The following is a 22,535-nucleotide window of genomic DNA, read 5'->3' on the forward strand; positions in this document are numbered from 1 at the left end:
CCGGGCGCCCGTCAGACGCGCCCGGACCCCCAGCTTTGCACCATTTTCCGCGCCGTGGTGAATTGCGCCAGCAGCCTGCTGTGATCAGCCTGCGGCGTCAGGATGGTCTCAGGCGCGGTCACGGCCACATCCCCCCCGGACGCCCGCGCCGCCAGCCGCGCCACGCCAAGCGCCGTGCGTTCGGGATATTCCGACAGGCGCAGGGACTTCCCCGTCACATCGGCAAGAAACTGGCAAAAGCCGCGATTGCGGGCCATGCCGCCATCGACACCGATGGGGCTGGCGATGGGACCGTGACGTTCGAACTCCTGCAATATCTCGGCCATGCGCAGGGCAACCCCTTCGAACACCGCCTGCACCATGTCCTGCGGGCGGGTGTCCAGCGTCAGCCCCAGCCAGCCACCCTTGGCCGCCTCGTCCCAATGCGGGCAGCCCAGCCCGGACAGCGATGGCACGAAGGCCAGACCACGCGCCAGAATCGGCAGGCCTTCGGGTGCGGCCAGATCCGAAAAATTGCGAAACAGACCCAGGTCGCGCGCCCAGTTCAGCGCGCTTGAGGCGGTGAAAATCCCCCCGTCCAGCGCGTAGTGCAGCATCTGCCCGGCCTCCCGCCAGGCCACGGTCGGCAGGGCAGCGGTATTGCCGGCGGGCGGGGTTGAACCCAGAAGGGTCAGCGCGAAGGCGCCGGTGCCGAAGGTGACCTTGGTATCCCCGGCCTTTTCGACACCATGGCCGAACAGGGCCGCCTGCTGATCGACGATGGCGCTTTGGCAGGCCAGCCCCTCGGCCTGCCCCAGATCGCCGTTGCAATCGGTGATCGCGGGCAGGCAGCTTTCCGGCACCCCGAACAGCGCACAAAGGTCCGCGTCCCACGTTCCGCTGTGCAGGTTCATCAGCGAGGTGCGCGAAGCCGTGGCCACATCGGTTTCGAACCGTCCGGTCAGAACGTCGCGGAAATAGGCGTCGCTGGTGCCCAGCCGCAGACGCCCTGCCTCCAGCAGCGCGCGGGCATCGGGCAGATGGGCAAGGCACCATGCCAGCTTGGCGGCAGAGAAATAGGGCGACAGCTGCAGCCCGGCGCGATCGCGCACCAAGGCCGCGTGCCCCGCCGCTTTCAGCGCCGCACAGGTGTCGGTGGTGCGGGTGTCCTGCCAGACGATGATCGGGCCCAGCGGTACCCTGGTGTCCGCGTCCCACGCCAGACAGCTTTCGCCCTGGTTGCCCAGCCCAAAGATCGTGGCCCCGGCGGCCTTGCCCACGCGCAGGGCGGCGCGGATGTTGCCGACGATCTCGCCGGCATCATGTTCCACCCATCCCGGTTGAGGATAGAGTTGCCGGTGGTCGCGGGCAAAGACCCTTTCGGACGTGCCATCGGGGCGGTACAGGAAGGCCGAGGTCGAGGTCGTGCTCTGGTCGATGGCAAGAACAGTCATTCTGCCTCCGGAGTCGGGTGCAGTGGCAGGGTGATGCGGCGTTCGGGGCGCGAGGCGATCCAGTGGCTCTGGCCCGCGACCCGCACCTGTCCCGAAAAAGGTTGACGCAGCCGCATCTGCACGCGGTCGAAGGCGGGCGGAACCTGTGGTGCCGGGGCACAAAGCTCCTGCGGCAGGGCGTAGGCAAGCGCGTCGCCTTGCGTCACCCCATCGACAGCCAGCGGCTCAGCGGTATCTCGGGGCGGAAGCGCGCCGTTCAGTGCGGCCGCCATGCAACGCGCCACCCTGCGGCCCTCCTCCCAGCACCAACCAGCGGTTTCTATGGGGTGCAGCACATTGCCTGCCGAGAAATACGCGGGATCTGTCAGGCGTCCGTATTGATCGACGCGCGGCCCGAGGCTGCCGGGGTCCAGCGCCAGACCGGCGGCCCGCAGCAGTGCGTTTTCCGGTCGGAACCCGCCGGTCACCACCACCCCGTCACAAGCGATGTCGCGCTGCACACCATTGCTCTCCACGGTGATGCCGTCCACTTGCGCGCGCCCGTGGATCGCCGTGATCCGGGTATTGCGGTACAGCGGTACGCCCAGCGCACGCGGGGCGGCGGCGAACACTCCGCGCGCGGTGATTTCCGGACCAGGCTCCAGCATCGCCACCGGGCGCGCGCCCAGCGTTCGGCAGGTCAGCAGCGCCGAGAAGGCGACCAGCTCGGTGCCGAGGATGACAGGCTTGTGGAACGGGCGATGCTTCGAGAAGGCCGCGAAGCTTTGCAAGGTGGCGGTGTTCATCACACCGCCGGGCTTGGTGCCGCCGATCAGGCGCGCGGCGCGCGGGGTTTCGCGGGCGCCAAGGGCCAGCAGAACCACCCGCCCGCGGATCCGGCGCGGGCCATCGGGGGTGCTGACGTCGACCTCGCCACCTGGATGCAGCGCGGTGACGGTGGTCTGACATCGGATCTCGACACCCGCGCCTTTTGCCTCCTGCACCAGCCGCTTGGCATAGGCGGGACCGAACATGAGCCGTTTCCACTCGCGCAGGCCATAGGGCGAATGCAGGCAGTGCCGGGGGATGCCGCCGGCTGTGGCTTCGCGCTCCAGCACGACAACCCGGCCGCCCCCCTGACGGCGCAACTCGGTCGCCGCCGACAGGCCTGCCGGACCGGCCCCGATGATCAGTGCATCGACGGTATCAGGAGGATCGCTCATGTGTCGGTACTTTCGGCCAGAAGATCCTGCACCGCCTGCCCGCAATAAAAGCCCTGACAACGGCCCATGGTGGCGCGAGTGCGGCGCTTCAGACCGGCCAGCGTTTTGGGTGCCAAAGGATCATCCAAGGCGGCGCGCACCTCGCGCCATGTTACCCGCTCGCAATGACACAACATGCCGTCGTTGCCGGATGCCTGCCAGTCACGCGCACCCTCTTCGGCCAGCATCGCCATGCGGGGCACCTGCGGGGCAGACAGCGGTGCGGGCGCATGCCCCTGCCCCTGTAACAGCCGCGCCACATGTGCCGCCGTGCCCAGGGCCGAGCTCAACCCGGTCGAGCGGATCGCCCCGACCGTGACCATGTTGCGTCCGGCATGGGCGCGGATCTGGTAGTCCTTGTGTTCGCACGCAGGGCGCAGGCCGGCGTAGATGCTGGTCACTTCCTCCTGCGCCAGTGCGGGCAAAATCTCGGCCCCCTTGGCGTGCAGCATTCGCAGGGTCTCGGCCTCAAGACCGGCGGTTTCGCGATCATCCTGTTCCTCGGCGGTGGGACCGACCAGCAGGTTGCCCCAGACCGTGCGGCAGACAACGATGCCCTTGGTGGTGGCGGTGGGCACCGGCAGCAGGATGTGCCGCGCCAGACCGGCGGCCATCTTGTCGAAGACCACGAATTGTCCCTTGCGCGGGCGGATGGTGAACTGCGTCTGCCCCAGAAGGGCCGCGTCGATCCGGTCGCCGAAAAGGCCCGCGGCATTGACAACATGGCGTGCCCGCAGCGGCCCCTGCGTGGTGTCCAGCGTCCAGACCGCGCCGTCGAATTCGCCGCCCGAGACGGCACAATTCCGCTTCAGACTGGCGCCGTTCAATAGCGCCTGCAGCAGATAGGCATGGGGCGCCGACCACGGATCGATCAGGCTTTCGCGCGGCACCCGGAACGCGGCACGCACGTCCGGGTTCAGGTTCGGTTCCAGCGCAAGGGTTTCGGTTCGGGTCAGGGGCACGACGTCGCTCACCGCGTTGGCGCGGGCCTGCTCCATCAGGACCGGCAGGCGCGCCTCCTGCTCGGCGCTCCAGGCCAGCACAAGCGCGCCGCAGCGATCCAGCGGCAGGTTGAATTGCGCGTGCAGCGCCTCGTACTCGCGGTAGCCTTCTTGCACGCAGGCCAGCTCCAGCGAGCCCTCGGGGGCATCGAAGCCGGTGTGCAGGATCGCGCTGTTGGCCTTTGATGCGCCGTCAAGAATGTCGGCGGCCTTTTCCAGTACCACCACCCGCGCCCCGTCCAGCGTCAGACGGCGGGCAATGGCGCAGCCGATGACCCCGGCACCGATCACCGCGATGTCATAGGTCTGGACCGGCTGGGTCATGGGCAGGGGTTTCCGATTCCTGAACGCACGCTGCCACCTTTCTGACCACAGATGACCGACCAGTCAATCCGAGGCAGAAAATTTGACTGTTCGGTCACAAATCATTTGACAGCGGCGCTCAAGCCTTGTGCAAATGGGCGGCACGGGGGTTTGATGCGCGAATGTCGGCGATGAAGAGCACACAGCGCCAGGATCGGATGGCGGCCTTCGTGGCCAGCGAGGGCGAGGTCACGGTTGACGCCCTTGCCGCGCGCTTTGACGTATCGGTGGAAACCGTGCGCCGCGATCTGGCCAAGCTGGAGGATCAGGGTCGTCTGCGCAAGTTTCACGGTGGCGCCCGCCCGGTGCCAGCCCAGCAAAGGCTGCACGTGGAGGCCTCGTTCGAGGCCCGCATGAACGAAGAACGCGCGGCCAAACAGGCCATCGCCGCCAAGCTGACCCAGATCGTGCATCCCGGCGACACGCTGTTTCTGGACACAGGCTCCACCACGCTGGTCGCTTGTTCGGTGCTGGCGGAACTGCGCGGGCTGACCGTCATCACCAATTCCGTAGCCGCCGCCGAGAAACTCAGCCTCGGCGGTCAGGGTCAGGTCTATCTGCTGGGTGGCGCCTATGCCCGAGGCAACAGCCAGACCGTCGGCGCGATGGTGCTGGAGCAGATCGGCCGGTTCCGCGCCGATCACGCGGTGCTGACCCCGACCGGGGTGGATGCCGAGGCCGGTGTCACGGACGCCAATGCGGACGAGGCCGAAATTGCCCGAGCAATGATCAATTCCGCCCAAAGCGTCACATTCTTGACCGTTCCGTCAAAATTTGGCCGCAAGGCCGCCTTTCACGTTTGTGGGCTGACTCAAATTCAGACCGTTCTTGCGGCGGGACCACCCGACGACACGCATCTCAAGGCCCTGGGCACCGCCGGCGTGGCGCTCCCCTGAGGCAGACGACAGGAAGAAACGAAGGACAGCATGCCCAAAGCACTGCAATTATACGTCAGGATCATTGATCGGATTTCCGACTATGTCGGCATTGTGGCGATGTACCTGATCTTCGCCATGATCGGCATCCTGCTGATGGATGCGATCACCCGCAATGTTCTGGAAATACCGGTGCACTGGGGCATCGAGGCGGCGCAGTTCACGCTGGCGGCCTATTACTTCATGGGCGGGGCCAAGACCATGAAGGAAGGCGACCATGTGCGCATGGACCTGCTGTACGATCGCCTGTCCGAGCGCGGCAAGCATCGGCTGGATGCGATCACCGCTGCCTGCTTGCTGTTCTATCTGGTGGTGCTGTTCATCGGGTCGATCTCCTCGCTGGAATACGCCATCCAGACCGACGAACGCCGGTTCTCCATGTGGAACCCGTCGATGATCCCGATCAAGACGCTGATGGTGGGCTGTATTGCCCTGATGATCCTGCAAACCGTTTCCGAGTTCTTCAAACACATCGCCGCCCTGCGCGGGGAGGTTCTTTCATGAGTCCTGAACTCATCGCGTTGACGATGTTCGGCACCACCATGGTGCTGCTTCTGACCGGCCAGCGGGTGTTCGGCGCCATCGGCTGCGTTGGCGCGGGCATGGTGTTGATGCTGTACGGCACCGGCGGGGTCGAGATCCCCTTCTCGGCGGCCTTCAAGCTGTTCAACTGGTTCCCGATGCTGACGCTGCCCCTGTTCATCTACATGGGCTATGTGCTGTCCGAAGCCGGCATCGCCGAAGACCTGTACAAGATGCTGCACGTCTGGTTCGGGCGGGTCGGCGGCGGGCTGGCCATCGGCACGATCTTCCTGATGGTCATCATCTCGGCCATGAACGGGCTGTCGGTGGCAGGCATGGCCATCGGCGCCACCATCGCCCTGCCCGAGATGCTGCGACGCGGTTATGACAAGGTGCTGATCACCGGCGTGGTTCAGGGCGGCTCGTCGCTGGGCATCCTGGTGCCGCCGTCGGTGGTGATGGTGCTGTTCGGCATGATCGCGCGCCAGCCGGTGTCGCAGCTTTGGCTGGCAGGCGTGTTTCCCGGCCTGCTGATGGCCACCTTCTTCGTGATCTACGTGATAATCCGCACCAAGATCAATCCTGACCTCGCCCCCGTGGTATCGGACGAGGAATTGAACATGCCCCTGCGCGAAAAGCTGAAACTGCTGCGCGCCGGCATCATCCCCTTCCTGATCTTCTTTGCCATGACCGGCCTGTTCATCATGGGCATCACTTCGCTGGTGGAAAGTTCGGCGGTGGGGGCCACGGCGGCGACGCTGGCGGCCATTGCCAAGGGGCGGTTCTCGTTGCGGATGATCCATGACACGGCGCGCAAGACGCTGGGCGTGTCCTGCATGTTCCTGTGGCTGATCCTTGCTGCCCTGGCTTTCGGCGCGGTGTTCGACGGTATCGGCGCGGTCCGGGCCATCGAAAGCCTGTTCATCACCCGGTGGGAACTGACGCCCTGGCAGGTTATCATCATGATGCAATTGTCGTTCATCGTGATGGGAATGTTCCTGGACGACACCGCGATGCTGGTCATCGTGGCGCCACTGTACGTGCCGCTGGTCAAGACCCTGGACCTGGGCTTTGACAACCAGCTGATCTGGTTCGGTGTGCTCTATACGATGACCTGCCAGATCGCCTATATCACGCCACCCTTCGGCTATAACCTGTTCCTGATGCGCTCCATGGCGCCAAAGGACATCACCCTGCCCGACATTTACCGGTCGATCTGGCCGTTCGTCCTGATGATGACGTTCACCATCGTGCTGGTAATGCTGTTCCCGCAGATCGCGCTTTGGCTGCCCGAAGCTGTGCGGAACTGATCACCTGAAGAAAAAACCAGAACCAACAGAGAGAGAGGTCACCATGACAAAAGACAACAAACCGGCCCCGTCCAGCAAGATCCTGTCCACCCGTCGCAAGTTCCTGGCAGGCTCGGCCATCGGCGCGGCCTCGACCCTGGCCGCCCCGGCGGTGATCGCCCAGCAGGGCCCGATCAAGTGGCGGCTGCAAACCTATTCCGGTGCACCGCTGGGGGCGCATGTGATCAAGCCGCAGATCGAGGCGTTCAACACCGCCGCCAACGGCGAGATGGAGATCGAACTGTACTACGCCGACCAGCTGGTCCCCACGGGCGAGCTGTTCCGCGCCCTGCAGAACGGCACGCTGGACGCGGTGCAGTCGGACGAAGCCACCATGGCCTCGCCCGTCGATATCTCGGTCTTCGGCGGCTATTTCCCCTTTGCCACGCGCTACTCGCTCGATGTGCCGGCGCTGTTCAACTACTATGGGCTGAACGAGATCTGGAAAGAGGCCTATGACGAGGTCGACAATGTGACCTGGCTGTCGGCCGGGGCCTGGGATCCGCTGCACATCTTCACCAAGGAACCGATCCGCTCGCTCGCCGACATGCGCGGCAAGCGCGTCTTCGGCGTGCCGACCGCGGGCCGTTTCCTGTCGCAATACGGCCTGATCCCGGTGACGGTGCCGTGGGACGATGTGGAAGTCGCCCTGCAAACCGGCGAGCTGGACGGCGTGGCCTGGTGCGGCTTCACCGAAGCCTATGAGGTTGGTTGGGCCGACATCTGCAACTACGCCCTGACCAACTCGGTCACCGGCGCGTGGTTCGGCTCGTATTTCGCCAACACCGCCAGCTGGGACAAGGTGCCGCCGCACCTGCAGGAGCTGTTCAGGATCACCATCGACCAGTCGCACTATTATCGCGCGACCTGGTACTGGGGCGGCGAGGCCAAGCTGCGCGTGGAAGGCGAGAAGATGGAACTGACCTCGCTTCCGCCGGAAGAATGGGCCCAGGTCGTGGCGGATTCCGAAACGTTCTGGGACAGCGTCGCCGACAAGGGCGGCCGTCCGCAGCGCGTGGTGGAAGCGTTCAAGACCTACGCCGCAACCATGGAAAAAGCGGGCTACCCCTACCGCTGATCAATCCGATCGCGACAGGCGGGACATCCTGCCTGTCGCCCCTTGGCCACGGCCAACGACGTTTCGACGCGCAATGCCAGAGCGCCTTGGAACCAATGTCGAAAACTTGGGGGAAAGTGGTGGGCGACCCTGGAATCGAACCAGGCGTGGGTCTCCCCGGCGGAGTTACAGTCCGCTGCCGCACCTTGCAGCCCGTCGCCCGTCTGCGATGCGCTGCACCGTCTGACGTGGGCCGCTGGATAGCCGCCCGCCAAGAAGCCGTCAACCGGAAAATAACACCGCCGCGCCTTGCCCGAAGAACAAGTTTCGCGCATGGTGCCGCCCTTGCCACAGCGAGGAAGCGGACCCGTGAAAAAACCGAAATGGGTGATCGAAAAGGAACAGTCTCGCCGGGCCTCGGCGCAGGAAACCGTGTGGCTGTTCGGGCTGCATGCGGTGCGCGATGCCCTGCAGAACCCGGCCCGCGACCGGCTGCGGCTGGTGGTCACCAAGAACGCCGCCGACAAGCTGGCCGAGGCCATCGCCCTGTCCGGGATGGAACCGGAAATCGCCGATCCGCGCCGCTTTCCGGTGCCGCTGGATCCCGGCTCGGTGCATCAGGGGGCAGCCCTTGAGGTCAAGCCGCTGGACTGGGGCGGGTTGTCAGACTGCTGTGCACCGCGCAAGGACACCAATGCGCTGGTGGTTCTGCTGGACCGCGTGACCGACCCGCACAACGTGGGCGCCATTCTGCGCTCGGCCGAGGTGTTCGGCGCCCGGGCGGTCATCGGCCCGCAACGCCATTCGGCGCCCGAGACTGGCGCGCTGGCCAAGACCGCCTCGGGGGCGCTGGAACGGCAGCCCTATCTGCGGGTGCGCAACCTGGCCACCACGATGGAGGAGCTGCGCAACATGGGCTACCTGCTGCTGGGACTGGCCGGCGAGGCCGAGCACAGCATCGAGGACACCCTGCAACCGCTGCCCCCCGGCCCGGTGGCGCTGGTGCTGGGCGCCGAGGGCCCCGGCCTGCGCGAAAAGACCCGCGACACCTGCGACAGTCTGGTCAATATCCCGGCATTGGGTGAATTTGGCTCGCTCAACGTCTCCAACGCGGCCGCCGTTGCCCTATATGCTGCAAGGCACGTCCACCGGAGCTGACCCTTGCCGCACGGAACCAAGATTGCCACCTGCTGCTATTGCGGCACCCGCGCCGCGCTGGTGCTGACCGGGCGCGATGGCCATGAGCTGGCCTGCGCCTCTTGCGGGGCGCCGCTGCACGATCTCAAGGCGCTGAAGACGCAACCGGCACCGGCCAAACCGGGGAAAACCCGGATGAAGCCTTCGAAGCCGAAAAAGAAGAAGCGCAAGAAGTCGCTGTCGCGCAAGCTGATGGGCGAAGCCTTCGATCTTCTGGACGACATCTTCGACTGACCGCTTCACAAGTTTGTCACCGGGAGCGCAACAACTCTTCCAAATCGCGATTTGCACCCTACATATATTGCGTCGGCAAGCTGGAACTCTTGCCCTTTCAAACTGTCCCTCGTTCCACGACTTCAGCGCCCGGTTTGTCCCGGGCGCTTTTTTCTGCGGGAATCTGCCATGACCCTTACCGACGACAAGCTGCGCCAGATCTGGACCGACACCAAGGTGATTGCCTGCATCGGCGCCTCGCCCAATCCGGCGCGGCCCAGTCACTATGTCTCGCAGTTCCTGCGCGAACGCGGATATCGCGTGATCCCGGTCAATCCGGGCCAGGCTGGCGTGCAGTTGTTCGGCGAAACCGTGGTCGCGACGATTGCCGATCTGCCCGCAGAGGTCGACATGATCGACGTGTTCCGAAACTCGGCCCATGTGGCCGGGGTTGTCGAGGCGGCGCTGGCCCATCTTCCGGCCCTGCGCACTATCTGGACCCAACTGGGCGTGCAGGATGATGCAGCAGCGGCCAAGGCGCGCGCGCAGGGGATTCGCGTGGTTCAGAATCGCTGCCCGATGATCGAGCTCCCCCGCCTGTTCGGCTCCGGACCGGTGTAATCCCGGCACAGATTACCGAGATTTGCCTGCGTGCCGGGCAAGATGCGGAACATTTTGGGAACATTTAAGTGAATCCCTGCAAGACCTTGGGGGCCTGCCAAGGAAAACGCTGCCATGTTTCAAACCCAATCCGCTCCGCCGCCCCGCCCGCACCCGTCGCTGATCGAAGCCGAGGTTTCCGCGGCCCTTGAAGACAACCGGATTACGCTGGCGTTTCAGCCAGTGGTCCTGGGGGCCGACACGGCAATGGTCGCCTTTCACGAAGGCCTGCTGCGCCTGCGCCGTCCGCACGGCGGGCTTGTGTCTGCGGGCGCTTTCATGCCGGCGGTGGAAGACCGCCCGCTGGGCCGCCAACTGGATGTGCGCGCCCTGCAACTGGGCCTTGCGGAACTGGGTCGCCGCCCGACCCTGCGACTGGCGGTGAACGCCACGCCCCAATCCCTGCGCACCCCGCAATGGTGGCACGCGCTGACCACCGGACTGGCCGCCGCGCCCGATCTGGCCGAACGCCTGATCGTCGAGGTTACCGAATGCAGCCGCCTGACCACGCCGGACATGCCCGCGATCTTCGACCGGCTGCGCGGGTTGGGCCTGTCGCTGGCGCTGGACGATTTCGGCGCGGGCAGCACCTGTTTCAGCACCCTGCGCGCCCTGCGTTTCGACATCCTGAAGATCGACGGTCAGTATTCCCGCGATGTCGAGCGTGATCGCGACAACCAGGTGCTGTTCGACGCGCTGCTGGGACTGGCCCGGCACTTCGACCTGCTGACCGTTGCAGAATCGGTCGAAAGCCATGCGCAAGCCGCATACCTCGCCTCCCGTGGCGTCGACTGCCTGCAGGGCTATGCCTTCGGGCGGCCCGGCCCCAGGCCCAGTTGGCCGATTGCCCCCTCCGTCCCCTGTTCTCTCGGAACCCCGCTGGCACGCTGAGACACAAAGTCAGTTGCTCCGCCGGGGTCCACCGCCTATCCAAGGCGGGTCAGGCGGTTCCCCCCGAAACCGGAATGCGCCGCCTGTCGAGAGACAACGGAAGGAATACCCATGACCGACGTCGTAATCGCATCGGCTGGCCGCACAGCGGTTGGAAGCTTCCTCGGATCGTTTGCGAATACCCCCGCGCACGACCTTGGCGCCGCCATGCTGGAGGGTCTTGTCGCCCGCGCCGGAATTGACAAATCGGACGTATCCGAAACCATCCTCGGTCAGGTGCTGACCGCGGCCCAGGGCCAGAACCCGGCCCGTCAGGCGCATATCAATGCCGGCCTGCCGCAGGAAAGCGCAGCCTGGAGCATCAACCAGGTGTGCGGCTCGGGTCTGCGCGCCGTCGCTCTGGGTGCCCAGCACATCATGCTCGGCGATGCCTCGATCGTCGCCGCCGGCGGCCAGGAGAACATGTCCATGAGCCCCCATGCCGCCGCCCTGCGCGCGGGTCAGAAGATGGGCGACATGAAGTACATCGACACGATGATCAAGGACGGCCTGTGGGATGCCTTCAACGGCTACCACATGGGCCAGACCGCCGAGAACGTGGCGAACCAGTGGCAGATCACCCGCGAACAGCAGGATGAATTCGCCGTGGCCTCGCAGAACAAGGCCGAAGCCGCCCAGAAGGCCGGCAAGTTCGTCGATGAAATCATCCCCTTCACCGTGAAGACCCGCAAGGGCGAGATCGTGGTGGACGCGGATGAATACATCCGCCACGGCGCCACCATGGAAGCCATGCAGAAACTGCGTCCGGCCTTTACCAAGGACGGATCGGTCACCGCCGCCAACGCCTCGGGCCTGAACGACGGTGCCGCCGGCGTGCTGCTGATGTCCGCCGCCGAAGCCGAAAAGCGCGGGATCACCCCGCTGGCCCGCATCGCGTCCTACGCCACTGCCGGCCTGGACCCGACCATCATGGGTGTTGGCCCGATCTACGCCTCGCGCAAGGCGCTGGACAAGGCCGGCTGGTCGGTCGACGATCTGGACCTGGTCGAAGCCAACGAAGCCTTCGCCGCGCAGGCCTGCGCCGTGAACAAGGACATGGGCTGGGATCCGTCGATCGTGAACGTGAACGGCGGTGCCATTGCCATCGGTCACCCGATCGGCGCTTCGGGCGCGCGGGTGCTGAACACGCTTCTGTTCGAAATGCAGCGCCGCGATGCCAAGAAGGGCCTCGCCACGTTGTGCATCGGCGGCGGCATGGGCGTTGCGCTCTGCGTGGAGCGTCCCTGATCCGCGAAAACACACGACTAAAAGGGTGCCCGCAAGGCACCCTTTTTTTCAAAAGGCTCCGTGCAGCCGGCAGGTTGCGTCAATTTACCAAGCGCAACAATGTTGCTCAGGACAGATCAACTTCGTAACAGAGTTACAAGATTTTAAGCCAAACTGGAGGGACAACCATGGCAAGAGTAGCACTCGTCACCGGCGGATCGCGCGGCATCGGCGCCGCAATCTCGAAAGCACTGCAAGCGGCGGGATATCAGGTCGCAGCCACCTATGCGGGCAACGACGAGAAGGCCGCCGCCTTCACCGCCGAAACCGGCGTCAAGACCTACAAGTGGGACGTGGCCGACTATGAGGCCTGCAAGGCTGGCATCGCACAGATCGAAGCCGATCTCGGCCCGGTCGAGATTCTGGTGAACAACGCCGGCATCACCCGCGACGCGCCTTTCCACAAGATGGCGCCCGAGCAGTGGTCGCAGGTCATCAACACCAACCTGACGGGCGTGTTCAACATGACCCACAACGTCTGGCCCGGCATGCGCGAGCGCAAGTTCGGCCGCATCATCAACATCTCGTCGGTGAACGGCCAGAAGGGCCAGTTCGCACAGGTCAACTATGCCGCGGCGAAAGCCGGCGATCTGGGCTTCACCAAGGCGCTGGCCCAGGAAGGTGCCCGCGCCAACATCACCGTGAACGCCATCTGCCCCGGCTACATCAACACCGACATGATGAGCACCATCCCCGAGAAGGTGATGGACGGCGTGATCCTGCCGCAGATCCCGGTGGGCCGTCTGGGCGAGCCGGAAGAAATCGCACGCTGCGTGACCTTCCTGGCTTCGGATGACGCAGCCTTCATCACCGGTTCGACCCTCTCGGCAAACGGCGGTCAGCTGATGACCTGAGCCAAGACGGCTTTGGCAGATTGGGGGCTGACCCGGCCGGGTCGGCCCCTTTTTTGTGCTCAGCCGCGCCCGAACAGTGCAGCAACCAGCGCGCGGAAGACTGCGGAACGGGCGGCATGCGCGCGGCGGAAGGCCAGGCGGCTTTGGCAGGTCGGCGTGGTTTCAAACATGGCCATGACAATCTCCTTTGGGGGTGCACTCAAGGTGATCTTATCCACGCCACCATACAAACGAGACTTTTCATGCTTACAGATTAGTTTTACTTAACTGTATGTCCGACCGACTTCCGCCCCTGACTGCCCTGCGCGCCTTCGAGGCCGCCGCCCGTCACCTGAGTTTTGCCCGCGCGGCAGACGAGTTGAACGTCACCCCCGCCGCGCTGAGTTTTCAGATCAAGTCGCTGGAAAGCCACCTTGGCCAGCCGGTGTTTCATCGCCTGACCCGCGCCGTTGCCCTGACCGAGGCCGGCGCGCGCCTGCAGCCCGGTGTTGCCGATGGCTTCGCCGCCCTTCACAGCGCTTGGGCCGCCGCCGGGCGGGTTCAGGATGAAAACGTGCTGACAGTGACCGCCGGTCCGGCCTTCACCTCCACCTGGCTGGCGCCCCGCATGTATGACTTTGCCCAGGCCCATCCCGAGGTCGAGCTGCGGCTTCTGGCCACGCTGCGTCTGGCCGATCTCGTGCGGGACGGCGTGGATGTGGCCATCCGATACGGGGTCGCGGCCCCGCCGGGCGTGCACAGCACCGATCTGACGACAGACTGGCTCACGCCGATGATGGCGCCGCATCTGGCCCGGCAAGTGACACAGCCATCTGACTTGCTGCGTTTCCCTCTGGCACGGCAGGAGGACACGCTGCAACTGGAGCCGATGATGAACTGGCCCGCCTACCTGAAGGCCGTGGGCGTCACCGACGCCCCGACGCCCGGCCCGTCGTTCTCGCACGCAGATCACGCGTCCAATGCGGCAATTGCCGGGGCCTGCATCATTCTTGGCCGCGTCACCCTGACCGCACCGGCCCTGCGCGACGGCCACCTTGTGGCGCCACTGAAGGACACGTTTGCCACGCGGTCCCGGTTTCGGTTCCTCTGCGTGCCCGGCACGGAAGACCGCCCCCCGATCCGGGCCTTTCTGACCTGGCTGCGGGCGGAACTGGCGCAGATCGAAAACCTGACGGCGCATCGGACGATCCATCCCGCGACACCATGAAAAAAGCATGCCCAGGGGCATGCTTTCAATCTTGAACCCGATGTCCCGCCAGGCGGGACGGACTGTCTAGTCCTGACCGGACAGGCGGTGGATTTCTTCCTTGATCTGAAGCTTCTGCTTCTTGAGGGCCGCCACCTGAAGGTCGTCGATGCTGGGACTTCGTTGGGCGCGCTCCACTTCACTGGAGAGGACCTGGTGCTTTCTGCGAAGCTCCTGAAGATGCGCATTCATCGACATCGAATTCTCCCTTTCATGTTTGAACGTGATCAGACGACCACAGAATTCAGCGGCTGTCACGAAAAACAGACACCGCTCGTATAGATTTAGGAATTGCGCCCGCAATTCACCCGTTTGAATCGCTGGAAAACCCGGGCAAAGGTGCGACATTTCGGAACACGTCGGCCACCTCGGCGCGGTAATCCTCGGCATCGCTCAGATGCCGGGGCCCCGCGTGCAGCACCAGCGGCGCCCGAAGCGAAAACGGCGTACGCCGGCCCTTGATCGCCCGCAGCAGCACCAGATGCGCCGGACGCCCCTCACGCGGGGCCAGGGGCAGCACCTCGACCGCACCAAGGCGCCGGTCCAGCGCTGCCAGAAGGTCAGGCAGACGGTCGGCCTGCTGGATCATCGTCAGGCAGCCGCCGGGGGTCAGCCGACGCGTCGCTGCCTCGACCCAGGCCGCCAGCGGCGTGTCGCCAGCCAGCGCGATGTCGCGCCCCGCGTCTTCAGAAGCCGGCCCCTGACTGCGTTGATAATACGGCGGATTGGCCAACACATGATCGAAGCTGCGGTTGCGCAGATCGGCAGGCAGCGCCGCAATATCCGCGGTGGCAACGGTCAGATCGACGCCGGTCTCGGTGGCATTGCGCCGGGCCAGATCGGCATAGGCGGGCTGAAGCTCCACACCGAACACCGCCAGATCCGGCACACGGGTGGCAAGGCACAGGCTGGCGGTTCCGACACCGCAGCCCAGTTCCAGCACCGACTGGCCGGGCCGTGCCGGCACCGCCGCGGCCAGAAGCACCGCGTCCACCCCGGCCCGAAAGCCCTTTCGGGGCTGCCAGATCACCACGCGCCCGCCCAGCAGCAGATCGCGGGTCAGATCGTCGGTCATGGTCTTACCCTTCGGGATCGATGCCATTGTCCACAAGGATTGCACGGGCGCGGAAGTGATCAGCCGCCCGCACCATGATTCGGCGCGGCAGGATGCCCACCGAACCTTCCAGCACGCTCATGTGGACGTCGATGGGAAAGCAGTCTATATCCTCACCTCGAAGGAGTGCCGAGGCGAAGGCCAGCACCGTTGGATCGTTGGTACGCAGAAGCTCCTTCATATCAGACAGTTATGACAGGCCACCCGGCTTGTCGAGACAGCATACGGAACCGTGATGAGCCTCGATACCGCCTCTGTGAAACCGATGGAGCGCCTGAGCGCGGAACTGGCCGACGACATGGAGCGGGTGAATGCGCTGATCCGGGCCCGAATGGTGTCCGAACACGCGCCCCGCATTCCCGAAATCACCGCCCATCTTGTCGAGGCCGGGGGCAAGCGCCTGCGGCCGATGCTGACCCTGGCCACCGCACGCATGTGCGACTACCAGGGCGAGGATCACCTGCTGCTGGCGGCCACGGTGGAGTTCATTCACACCGCGACCCTGCTGCACGATGACGTGGTGGACGAAAGCGACCAGCGGCGCGGACGGCCCACGGCCAACCTGCTGTGGGACAACAAGTCCTCGGTACTGGTGGGCGATTACCTTTTCGCGCGCTCGTTCAAGCTGATGGTCGAAACCGGTTCGCTGCGGGTGCTGGACATCCTGTCCAGCGCGGCGGCCACCATCGCCGAGGGCGAGGTGCTGCAACTGACCGCCGCCCAGAACCTTGCCACCACCGAAGAGATCTACACGAAGGTCATTCGCGGCAAGACGGCGGCGCTGTTTTCCGCCGCGACCGAGGTCGGCGGCGTGATTGCCGGGGCGGATGAGGCCATCGTGCGCGACCTGCACACCTATGGCGATGCGCTGGGGATGGCCTTCCAGATCGTCGATGACCTGCTCGACTATGGCGGCAGCACCGCCACCATCGGCAAGAACGTCGGCGACGACTTCCGCGAGCGCAAGCTGACGCTACCGGTCATCAAGGCCGTGGCCAAGGCCGATGACGAAGAGCGCGCCTTCTGGCGCCGGGTGATCGAGAAGGGCGACCAGCGCGACGGCGATCTGGACCACGCCCTGTCCCTGCTGGACAAGCATGGTGCCATGGCCGCCGCCCGCGACGATGCGCTGGCCTGGGCCGCGACCGCGAAGGCCGCGCTGGCGCAGGTCCCGCAAACCGCCCTGCGCGAAATGCTGGAAGACCTTGCCGACTATGTGGTGGCGCGGATCAACTGATCCGGCGCGCGGCCCAGCACCGGGGCCGCCGTGACCCACCAGTCCGGCTGCGCGCGGGCCAGCGCCCCGGCGGCGGCGTCGGCTGCGGCAGCCATGGCAAACAGCCCGAAACAGGTGGCCCCCGATCCCGACATGCGCGCCAATCCGCACCCCGGCTGCGCGGCCAGTGCCGCAAGCACGGTGTCGATGACCGGCGCCTGCGCGCGGGCCGGGGCCTCAAGATCATTGCGCTGCGCCGCGAGCCACGCCAGAATCGCCTTTGCATCGCGGAAAGACGGAATATCCGGCATCGGCGGGTTGGTCTTGCTTGTCAGGGCGCGGAACACCGCCGGGGTCGGCACGTCAACACCGGGATTGACCAGAACCAGCCAGAGCGGCGGCAGCTCCGACACCGGCGACAGCGCCTCGCCAATCCCCGCCATCCGCAGGGGATCGCCCGCAAGGCATACCGGCACATCGGCTCCAAGGCGCAACTGATCGGCCTCTGACGGCAACGCCCGCGTGCCCAGATGGGCCAACAGGCGCAGGCAGGCCGCCGCGTCAGACGATCCGCCGCCGATCCCGGCAGCGGCGGGAAGGTGCTTTTCCAGGGTCAGAGAAGCCGGCACCTCGGGACGGAACAGGCGCGCCGCCTTCAGAACCAGATTGCTGCCATCGGTGGGCACCCCCGCCGCACGCGGACCGGTCACACGCAGCCGCGTTTCCGGGGCCAACTGCCCGCGCAGACGGTCGCCCACGCCCGCGAAGACCACCAGCGAATCAAGCAGGTGATAGCCATCGGCCCGCTGTCCGGTGACATGCAGTGTCAGGTTGACCTTGGCCGGCGCAAAAGCCTCAGCCGTCTTCGACAACGCCAAGGGGGGCGGCTCCCTCGTCTTCCAGAACCTGATCCAGCCCGACTTCCAGCTTGCGGCGAATGCGGTCGGCCTCGTCTTCTTCGGGGTCGAAGGACAAGGCCCGGCGCCACTGGAATTGCGCCTCGATCTGGCGGCCCACCGACCAATAGACATCGCCCAGATGGTCGTTGATGATCGGATCCGTGGGCATCAGCGCGGCGGCGCGTTCCATATGGCCGACTGCTTCGTCATAGCGGCCCATCCGGTACAGCACCCACCCCAGCGAGTCGGTGATATAGCCATCGTTGGGCCGCCCGGCGACGGCGCGTTCGATCATGTCGAGCGCCTCGTCAAGGTTGGTCTGCATCTCGACCAGGCTGTAACCAAGGTAGTTCAGGACCTGCGGTTGTTCGGGCTGCAATTCCAGCGCCTTGCGGAAATCGACCTCGGCGGCCTCCCATTGTCCGATACGTTCCAGCGTGATCCCGCGTGAGAAAAACACCGGCCAGCTGTTGGCCTCGGGGGTCTCGATCAGGGCGATGGCGCGATCATAGACCGGCTGCGCCTCTTCGAACCGATCCAGACGGCGCAGGGTGTCGCCCAGCTTGTTCTGCACTTGCAGCAGCTCCGGATGCGCCTTGGCCAGCTGCTTGAGCACCTCGACGGCGGCATCGTCACGGCCAGCGGCCAGCAGCGCGTCGGCGCGGCCGATTTCGGCGGTGACGAAGGCCGCATGATCGTGCGGAACGGCGTCGTAAGCGCGGGTGGCCAGATCGTATTGCTCAAGATCCTCCAGCAGCGCCGCGATCAGCAGAAGCGAGTCGACGTTGCCGGGGTTCAGGTGCGACGCCAGCCGGGCATAGACCAGCGTGTAGCCATCGGCGGCCTCGCCCACCAGTGCCGAGGCGATGGAATGGAACACCTCGCCAATGCCTTGGGTGGCATCGGTGGCCAGCGTGAAGGGCACTTGCTGGCCGGTGGCCAGGTCTTCCAGAAGCTGCGCGAAGATCGGTGCGGGATTGGCGCCGAATGCCTGTTCGATCAGATCGATGGAGCCTTCGTTGCGATCCAGTTGGCTAAGCACCTGCACATGGGCCAGAACGCCCCGGCGCGAGACCTGCAACGGCCCTTCGGCGCGGCCCGAGAAGATATCGTCCGCACCTTCGAAATCCCCGACCGAGGCCAGCGCGAGCGCCTTGTGATACAGCGCGAAGGACTTCAGCCCCTGCTGGCTGGCGACTTCGTCGAATTTCTCCAGCGCCAGGCTCACCTGCCCGGCCCCCAGCATTGCCCAGGCGGCGGTCAGACCGTCCACCAGCGCGCCGACGGATCGGCCGCTTTCGAAGCTTTCGACGATCTGGGAAAACTCGCCCTGCGCCGCCATGTCGGCCAGAACGACCATGGCGGCCACCTGGCTGGGCATCTCGGAATCGATCATGACCCTTGCCACCGGCACGGCCCGATCGATCCAGCCGGCGTTGACGTTGACCGTCACCACGTTGTCCATCAGCCCCGGATTGTTGGGATCACGGGACAGGGCGCGGGTGAAATACTCCGCCGCCGCCACATAGTCGTTGTTGATGCCCGCGTGGCGGGCCGCAAGATAGGCGCCGGAAGACCCGGCAGCCGCCGCCGAGGCGGTCAGTTGCGCGGCCAGGGCCAGGGCGAACAGGGGGCGTGTCAGGCGCAAGGGGGTACTCCGTCAGACGTCTTCATCCGGAAAGGCTAGTGCGCGCCCGCCCCATTGGCAATGCGGGCCGGGGCTGTCGCCCCGGCCACACCATCACATGTTCGGGTAATTCGGCCCGTCGCCCCCCTGCGGCGTGGTCCAGGTGATGTTCTGGGCCGGATCCTTGATGTCGCAGGTCTTGCAGTGCACGCAGTTCTGGAAGTTGATGACAAAGCGCGGCTGCGCGGCCCCTTCGTCCTGCACGAATTCATAGACACCCGCCGGGCAATAGCGGGTCGACGGACCTGCATACTTGTTCCAGTCGACCGTCACCGCCAGATCCGGATCGGTCAGTTTCAGATGCGCGGGCTGGCTTTCCTCGTGGTTGGTCGCCGCGAAGCTGACATTGGTCAGCCGGTCGAAGCTGAGCGTGCCATCGGGCTTGGGATAGTCGATGGGCGTGTGCCGGATCGACCGCTCGGTGGCTTCCGCATCGGTTTTTCCGTGGCCCAGCGTGCCCAGAACCGAAAAGCCCAGCGTGTTGGTCCACATGTCCATACCGCCAACCATCAGCGATGTCGTCAGCCCGTATTTCGACCACAGCGGCTTGACGTTGCGCACTTTCTTCAGGTCCTTGGCGATCGGCCCCGACCGCACGTCGGCGTCGTATCCGTCCAGCGTGTCGCCCGACCGGCCCTCGGCCAGGGCGGCATGGGCGGCTTCGGCAGCAGCCATGCCCGACAGCATCGCGTTGTGGTTGCCCTTGATGCGCGGCACGTTGACCATACCCGCCGAACAGCCCAGCAGCGCCCCGCCAGGGAACGCCAGCTTCGGCAGCGACTGCCAGCCGCCTTCCGAGATAGCCCGCGCCCCATAGGCCACGCGTTTGCCGCCCTTCAGCAGCTCGGCCACCATCGGGTGATGCTTGAACCGCTGGAATTCCATATAGGGCGACAAATACGGGTTCTTGTAGTTCAGGTGAACAACGAAACCGACGTAAACCTGATTGTTGTCAAGATGATAGATGAAGGAACCGCCCCCGGCGTTCGCGCCCAGCGGCCAGCCCATGGTGTGGGTGACGGTGCCCTCGTGATGCTTGTCGGGATCGATCTCCCAGATTTCCTTCATGCCGATGCCGTATTTCTGGGGCTCGGCATCCGCGTCCAGATCGAATTTCGCGATGGCCTGCTTTGACAGCGATCCGCGCACGCCTTCGGACAGGAAGACGTATTTGCCCTTCAGCACCATGCCCGGCTCATAGGCCGGACCGGGGGTGCCGTCGGCGTCCTTGCCGAATTCACCGGCAACCACGCCGGCAACTTCGCCGTTGTCACCATAGACCAGTTCGGAACAGGCCATGCCGGGGAAGATTTCAACCTCCAGCGCCTCTGCCTGCTCGGCCATCCAGCGGCAGACATTGGCCATCGACACGATGTAGTTGCCGTGGTTGTTCATCAGCGGCGGCATCGGGAAGTTGGGCACACGGATCTGTCCCGCCTCGCCCAGCATATAGAAGTTGTCCTGTTTCACCGGCACGGTGATCGGGGCGCCCTTCTCTTTCCAGTCGGGGATCAGCTTGTTCAGACCGCAGGGATCCAGAACCGCGCCCGACAGGATATGCGCCCCCACTTCCGAGCCCTTCTCCAGCACCACGACCTGAAGTTCGGGATCAAGCTGTTTCAGACGGATCGCGGCCGACAGACCTGCCGGTCCGGCGCCTACGATGACGACGTCATACTCCATCTCTTCGCGTTCGATCTCGGTCATAGGCTTAATCCTCTGCTGCGCGGGGTCTCGATCCCGTCGGGACCCGGACACCTGACTTTGGCTCACCGGGGTTATCGACTGCGGCGGGCCGCAGGGTCAATTGCGACGTTGCGCCTTTTGCCCGCCCGTCGCGCGACCTTGGGTAGCACCCGGCAGGCCGGTGCCACCGCCGCATTCCGCCCCTTGCAATCCGGTCTGCCATTTGTTCAGGTTGGGCTTGGTCGCGTCCGTCCCGGGCAGTATCGGGACGCAGGCAGGATAAAGAGACTCATGGAAAAGATACCGCTGACCCGCGCGGGCCACACCGCGCTGGACAAAGAACTAAAAACCCTCAAGTCGGTGGAACGCCCGGCGGTCATCAAGGCCATTGCCGAGGCGCGCGAACATGGCGACCTGTCGGAAAACGCCGAATATCATGCCGCCCGCGAAAAGCAGAGCTTCATCGAAGGCCGCATCAAGGAAGTCGAATCCATCCTTGGCCGTGCCGACATTATCGACACCTCGAAGCTGTCCGGCGCCATCAAGTTCGGCGCCCGCGTGACGCTGCTGGACGAGGACAACGAGGAAGAGAAGACCTATCAGATCGTCGGCGAACCCGAAGCCGACATCGAGAAGGGCCGACTGAACATCAAGTCGCCGCTGGCCCGTGCCCTGATCGGCAAGGAAGAGGGCGACAGCGTCGAGGTGCGCACCCCCGGCGGGGATCGGGCCTATGAAATTCTGACCATTGTCTATGGCTGACAGCGACCGGACGGGGCGTCCCCACTCGGGTCCCGCCCCGGGCCCGTCGTCCCGGCGCACAGGGGCCACGGCGATCATCGCCATCGGTGCCGGCACGGCGCTTGTTTGGGCGGCCCTTTACCTGCTCGTGTTGCCGCGTGCGGGCGACGGGTTGCTGGGCACGGTCCTTGGCCTTGTCCTGCCATTGGTGCTGATCTGCCTTGCCACCGCCCTGGCCCGCGCCCTGCATCAGGCGCGCGCCGAACTGGAGGTCCTGAAAGCACAGCAGACCGCACCGCAGGTGCGCCCGGAAAAGACGCCGCCGCCGCGCACGTCCGATCCCGTGCCGCTGTCGGTTTCGGCCATGCCGCTGTCAGATCCGCAACCGGCGCTGCCGATGGATCCGGTGCCGGCGCAACCGCTGGCCCTGACCGACCTGATCCGCGCCCTGCATTTCCCCGAAACGCAGGATGATGCCGAGGGGTTCCGCTCGCTCGCCCGCGCCCTGAAGGATCCGCAGTCCCGGCAGGTGGTTCAGGCCGCGCAGGACATGCTGACGCTGCTGTCCCAGGATGGCATCTACGTCGATGACATCGACGGCGCGCTGCCCGATGCGGCCACCTGGCAGGCCTTCGCCGAGGGCGCACGCCACGATGTAGCCATCGGGCTGGCCCTTTTCCAGGACACGCCCGAAGCCGAAAAATGCCGCCGACAGTTGCACACCAACACGGTTTACCGCGACACGGTCCACCATTTCCTGCGCCGCTTCGATCACCTGATCACCAGCCGTCTTCCGGATCTGGACGAGCCCGCCATTACCGCCCTCACTGCCACCCGCAGCGCCCGCGCCTTCCTGCTGCTGGGCGCGGCCGCCGACATGTTCGGCCCGCGCTGAGCACAGCTG

General features: G+C 65.2%; 23 protein-coding genes and 1 tRNA gene. 14 read left to right on the plus strand and 10 right to left on the minus strand.

Going from position 1 to position 22,535, the window contains the following annotated elements; genetic code table 11:
- Positions 1–11: 11 nt before the first annotated feature.
- From ACP15K_RS03705 to ACP15K_RS03715, 3 genes are read right to left on the minus strand one after another with little or no spacing between them, the layout of a single operon-like run.
- Complete coding sequence (locus ACP15K_RS03705) at positions 12–1,433, minus strand: FGGY family carbohydrate kinase (protein WP_424989836.1); 1,422 nt, start codon at positions 1,431–1,433, stop codon at positions 12–14.
- Positions 1,430–2,635, minus strand: coding sequence for an FAD-dependent oxidoreductase (locus tag ACP15K_RS03710; RefSeq protein ID WP_424989837.1), 1,206 nt, complete (start codon positions 2,633–2,635; stop codon positions 1,430–1,432). Before ACP15K_RS03710 ends, ACP15K_RS03705 begins: the two co-directional genes overlap by 4 nt.
- Complete coding sequence (locus ACP15K_RS03715) at positions 2,632–3,999, minus strand: NAD(P)/FAD-dependent oxidoreductase (RefSeq protein ID WP_424989838.1); 1,368 nt, start codon at positions 3,997–3,999, stop codon at positions 2,632–2,634. Before ACP15K_RS03715 ends, ACP15K_RS03710 begins: the two co-directional genes overlap by 4 nt.
- 170 nt (positions 4,000–4,169) lie before the next feature.
- Here ACP15K_RS03715 and ACP15K_RS03720 point away from each other — a divergent pair, with 170 nt between their 5' ends.
- From ACP15K_RS03720 to dctP, 4 genes are all read left to right on the plus strand, one after another.
- On the plus strand, positions 4,170–4,934 hold the full coding sequence (locus ACP15K_RS03720; protein WP_424989839.1) for a DeoR/GlpR family DNA-binding transcription regulator: 765 nt from the start codon (positions 4,170–4,172) through the stop codon (positions 4,932–4,934).
- Between the two features lie 30 nt (positions 4,935–4,964).
- Positions 4,965–5,477, plus strand: a complete 513-nt coding sequence (locus ACP15K_RS03725; RefSeq protein WP_193140659.1) for a TRAP transporter small permease subunit — start codon at positions 4,965–4,967, stop codon at positions 5,475–5,477.
- Positions 5,474–6,805, plus strand: a complete 1,332-nt coding sequence (locus tag ACP15K_RS03730; protein WP_424989840.1) for a TRAP transporter large permease — start codon at positions 5,474–5,476, stop codon at positions 6,803–6,805. The genes ACP15K_RS03725 and ACP15K_RS03730 overlap by 4 nt, the downstream gene beginning before the upstream one ends.
- Positions 6,806–6,887: 82 nt before the next feature.
- Positions 6,888–7,922: a TRAP transporter substrate-binding protein DctP gene (gene dctP, locus ACP15K_RS03735; protein ID WP_226925732.1), complete on the plus strand. Its 1,035-nt coding sequence runs from the start codon at positions 6,888–6,890 to the stop codon at positions 7,920–7,922.
- 117 nt (positions 7,923–8,039) lie between these two features.
- On the opposite strand, the gene ACP15K_RS03740 is transcribed toward dctP, so the two are convergent.
- Positions 8,040–8,123 (minus strand) — tRNA-Tyr (locus ACP15K_RS03740).
- A gap of 111 nt (positions 8,124–8,234) precedes the next feature.
- Between ACP15K_RS03740 and rlmB the strand changes: the two genes are divergently transcribed.
- From rlmB to gcvA, 7 genes are all read left to right on the plus strand, one after another.
- Complete coding sequence (gene rlmB / locus ACP15K_RS03745) at positions 8,235–9,059, plus strand: 23S rRNA (guanosine(2251)-2'-O)-methyltransferase RlmB (RefSeq protein WP_193140656.1); 825 nt, start codon at positions 8,235–8,237, stop codon at positions 9,057–9,059.
- A gap of 3 nt (positions 9,060–9,062) precedes the next feature.
- Positions 9,063–9,332, plus strand: a complete 270-nt coding sequence (locus ACP15K_RS03750; protein ID WP_424989841.1) for a hypothetical protein — start codon at positions 9,063–9,065, stop codon at positions 9,330–9,332.
- A 168-nt stretch (positions 9,333–9,500) separates the two neighbouring features.
- The gene (locus tag ACP15K_RS03755; RefSeq protein ID WP_424989842.1) at positions 9,501–9,932 is read left to right on the plus strand and encodes a CoA-binding protein; all 432 of its coding nucleotides are present in this window, start codon (positions 9,501–9,503) and stop codon (positions 9,930–9,932) included.
- Between the two features lie 114 nt (positions 9,933–10,046).
- Positions 10,047–10,862 (plus strand): EAL domain-containing protein, encoded by an 816-nt coding sequence (locus ACP15K_RS03760; RefSeq protein ID WP_424989843.1) that lies wholly within the window; start codon positions 10,047–10,049, stop codon positions 10,860–10,862.
- A 111-nt stretch (positions 10,863–10,973) separates the two neighbouring features.
- Entirely contained in the window at positions 10,974–12,149 is a 1,176-nt protein-coding gene (locus tag ACP15K_RS03765) for an acetyl-CoA C-acetyltransferase (RefSeq protein WP_193140652.1), read from the plus strand.
- A 167-nt stretch (positions 12,150–12,316) separates the two neighbouring features.
- Positions 12,317–13,042 (plus strand): acetoacetyl-CoA reductase, encoded by a 726-nt coding sequence (gene phbB, locus ACP15K_RS03770; RefSeq protein WP_193140651.1) that lies wholly within the window; start codon positions 12,317–12,319, stop codon positions 13,040–13,042.
- Positions 13,043–13,313: 271 nt separating this feature from the next.
- Positions 13,314–14,249 (plus strand): transcriptional regulator GcvA, encoded by a 936-nt coding sequence (gene gcvA, locus ACP15K_RS03775; RefSeq protein ID WP_424989844.1) that lies wholly within the window; start codon positions 13,314–13,316, stop codon positions 14,247–14,249.
- 66 nt (positions 14,250–14,315) lie between these two features.
- Here gcvA and ACP15K_RS03780 read toward each other — a convergent pair whose 3' ends face one another.
- The 3 genes from ACP15K_RS03780 to ACP15K_RS03790 form a co-directional block, all read right to left on the minus strand.
- Positions 14,316–14,486, minus strand: a complete 171-nt coding sequence (locus tag ACP15K_RS03780) for a YdcH family protein (protein WP_193140649.1) — start codon at positions 14,484–14,486, stop codon at positions 14,316–14,318.
- Positions 14,487–14,592: 106 nt separating this feature from the next.
- On the minus strand, positions 14,593–15,363 hold the full coding sequence (locus tag ACP15K_RS03785; protein ID WP_193140648.1) for a tRNA1(Val) (adenine(37)-N6)-methyltransferase: 771 nt from the start codon (positions 15,361–15,363) through the stop codon (positions 14,593–14,595).
- A gap of 4 nt (positions 15,364–15,367) precedes the next feature.
- Complete coding sequence (locus ACP15K_RS03790) at positions 15,368–15,583, minus strand: DUF2007 domain-containing protein (RefSeq protein WP_193140647.1); 216 nt, start codon at positions 15,581–15,583, stop codon at positions 15,368–15,370.
- Between the two features lie 54 nt (positions 15,584–15,637).
- Between ACP15K_RS03790 and ACP15K_RS03795 the strand changes: the two genes are divergently transcribed.
- A complete protein-coding gene (locus tag ACP15K_RS03795; RefSeq protein ID WP_424989845.1) occupies positions 15,638–16,639 on the plus strand; it encodes a polyprenyl synthetase family protein in 1,002 nt (333 codons plus the stop codon).
- On the opposite strand, the gene ACP15K_RS03800 is transcribed toward ACP15K_RS03795, so the two are convergent.
- From ACP15K_RS03800 to ACP15K_RS03810, 3 genes are all read right to left on the minus strand, one after another.
- Positions 16,615–17,490 (minus strand): 4-(cytidine 5'-diphospho)-2-C-methyl-D-erythritol kinase, encoded by an 876-nt coding sequence (locus ACP15K_RS03800; RefSeq protein ID WP_424989903.1) that lies wholly within the window; start codon positions 17,488–17,490, stop codon positions 16,615–16,617. The two genes, ACP15K_RS03795 and ACP15K_RS03800, sit on opposite strands and share 25 nt — an antisense overlap.
- Positions 17,474–19,165, minus strand: a complete 1,692-nt coding sequence (locus tag ACP15K_RS03805; protein ID WP_226925696.1) for a tetratricopeptide repeat protein — start codon at positions 19,163–19,165, stop codon at positions 17,474–17,476. The genes ACP15K_RS03800 and ACP15K_RS03805 overlap by 17 nt, the downstream gene beginning before the upstream one ends.
- Positions 19,166–19,258: 93 nt before the next feature.
- The gene (locus tag ACP15K_RS03810) at positions 19,259–20,911 is read right to left on the minus strand and encodes a 4Fe-4S dicluster domain-containing protein (RefSeq protein ID WP_424989846.1); all 1,653 of its coding nucleotides are present in this window, start codon (positions 20,909–20,911) and stop codon (positions 19,259–19,261) included.
- A 270-nt stretch (positions 20,912–21,181) separates the two neighbouring features.
- On the opposite strand from ACP15K_RS03810, the gene greA reads away from it, so the two are divergent.
- Together greA and ACP15K_RS03820 are read left to right on the plus strand one after the other, a co-directional pair.
- Entirely contained in the window at positions 21,182–21,652 is a 471-nt protein-coding gene (gene greA / locus ACP15K_RS03815) for a transcription elongation factor GreA (RefSeq protein ID WP_424989847.1), read from the plus strand.
- Positions 21,645–22,526 carry a hypothetical protein gene (locus ACP15K_RS03820; RefSeq protein WP_193140642.1) on the plus strand — a complete coding sequence of 294 codons (882 nt, stop codon included), beginning with the start codon at positions 21,645–21,647 and terminating at the stop codon, positions 22,524–22,526. The genes greA and ACP15K_RS03820 overlap by 8 nt, the downstream gene beginning before the upstream one ends.
- Positions 22,527–22,535 lie beyond the last annotated feature (9 nt).

Origin of the sequence: Fluviibacterium sp. S390 (assembly GCF_049800695.1) — a bacterium.
Classification (GTDB): Bacteria; Pseudomonadota; Alphaproteobacteria; order Rhodobacterales; family Rhodobacteraceae; genus Meridianimarinicoccus.

Excerpts from the sequence above, each read along its gene's own strand:
- ACP15K_RS03705 (WP_424989836.1), bottom strand. The coding sequence starts at position 1,433 with ATGACTGTTCTTGCCATCGACCAGAGCACGACCTCGACCTCGGCCTTC.
- ACP15K_RS03710 (WP_424989837.1), bottom strand. The coding sequence starts at position 2,635 with ATGAGCGATCCTCCTGATACCGTCGATGCACTGATCATCGGGGCCGGT.
- ACP15K_RS03715 (WP_424989838.1), bottom strand. The coding sequence starts at position 3,999 with ATGACCCAGCCGGTCCAGACCTATGACATCGCGGTGATCGGTGCCGGG.
- ACP15K_RS03720 (WP_424989839.1), top strand. The coding sequence starts at position 4,170 with ATGAAGAGCACACAGCGCCAGGATCGGATGGCGGCCTTCGTGGCCAGC.
- ACP15K_RS03725 (WP_193140659.1), top strand. The coding sequence starts at position 4,965 with ATGCCCAAAGCACTGCAATTATACGTCAGGATCATTGATCGGATTTCC.
- ACP15K_RS03730 (WP_424989840.1), top strand. The coding sequence starts at position 5,474 with ATGAGTCCTGAACTCATCGCGTTGACGATGTTCGGCACCACCATGGTG.
- rlmB (WP_193140656.1), top strand. The coding sequence starts at position 8,235 with ATGGTGCCGCCCTTGCCACAGCGAGGAAGCGGACCCGTGAAAAAACCG.
- ACP15K_RS03755 (WP_424989842.1), top strand. The coding sequence starts at position 9,501 with ATGACCCTTACCGACGACAAGCTGCGCCAGATCTGGACCGACACCAAG.
- ACP15K_RS03760 (WP_424989843.1), top strand. The coding sequence starts at position 10,047 with ATGTTTCAAACCCAATCCGCTCCGCCGCCCCGCCCGCACCCGTCGCTG.
- ACP15K_RS03765 (WP_193140652.1), top strand. The coding sequence starts at position 10,974 with ATGACCGACGTCGTAATCGCATCGGCTGGCCGCACAGCGGTTGGAAGC.
- phbB (WP_193140651.1), top strand. The coding sequence starts at position 12,317 with ATGGCAAGAGTAGCACTCGTCACCGGCGGATCGCGCGGCATCGGCGCC.
- gcvA (WP_424989844.1), top strand. The coding sequence starts at position 13,314 with ATGTCCGACCGACTTCCGCCCCTGACTGCCCTGCGCGCCTTCGAGGCC.
- ACP15K_RS03780 (WP_193140649.1), bottom strand. The coding sequence starts at position 14,486 with ATGTCGATGAATGCGCATCTTCAGGAGCTTCGCAGAAAGCACCAGGTC.
- ACP15K_RS03785 (WP_193140648.1), bottom strand. The coding sequence starts at position 15,363 with ATGACCGACGATCTGACCCGCGATCTGCTGCTGGGCGGGCGCGTGGTG.
- ACP15K_RS03790 (WP_193140647.1), bottom strand. The coding sequence starts at position 15,583 with ATGAAGGAGCTTCTGCGTACCAACGATCCAACGGTGCTGGCCTTCGCC.
- ACP15K_RS03795 (WP_424989845.1), top strand. The coding sequence starts at position 15,638 with ATGAGCCTCGATACCGCCTCTGTGAAACCGATGGAGCGCCTGAGCGCG.
- ACP15K_RS03810 (WP_424989846.1), bottom strand. The coding sequence starts at position 20,911 with ATGACCGAGATCGAACGCGAAGAGATGGAGTATGACGTCGTCATCGTA.
- greA (WP_424989847.1), top strand. The coding sequence starts at position 21,182 with ATGGAAAAGATACCGCTGACCCGCGCGGGCCACACCGCGCTGGACAAA.
- ACP15K_RS03820 (WP_193140642.1), top strand. The coding sequence starts at position 21,645 with ATGGCTGACAGCGACCGGACGGGGCGTCCCCACTCGGGTCCCGCCCCG.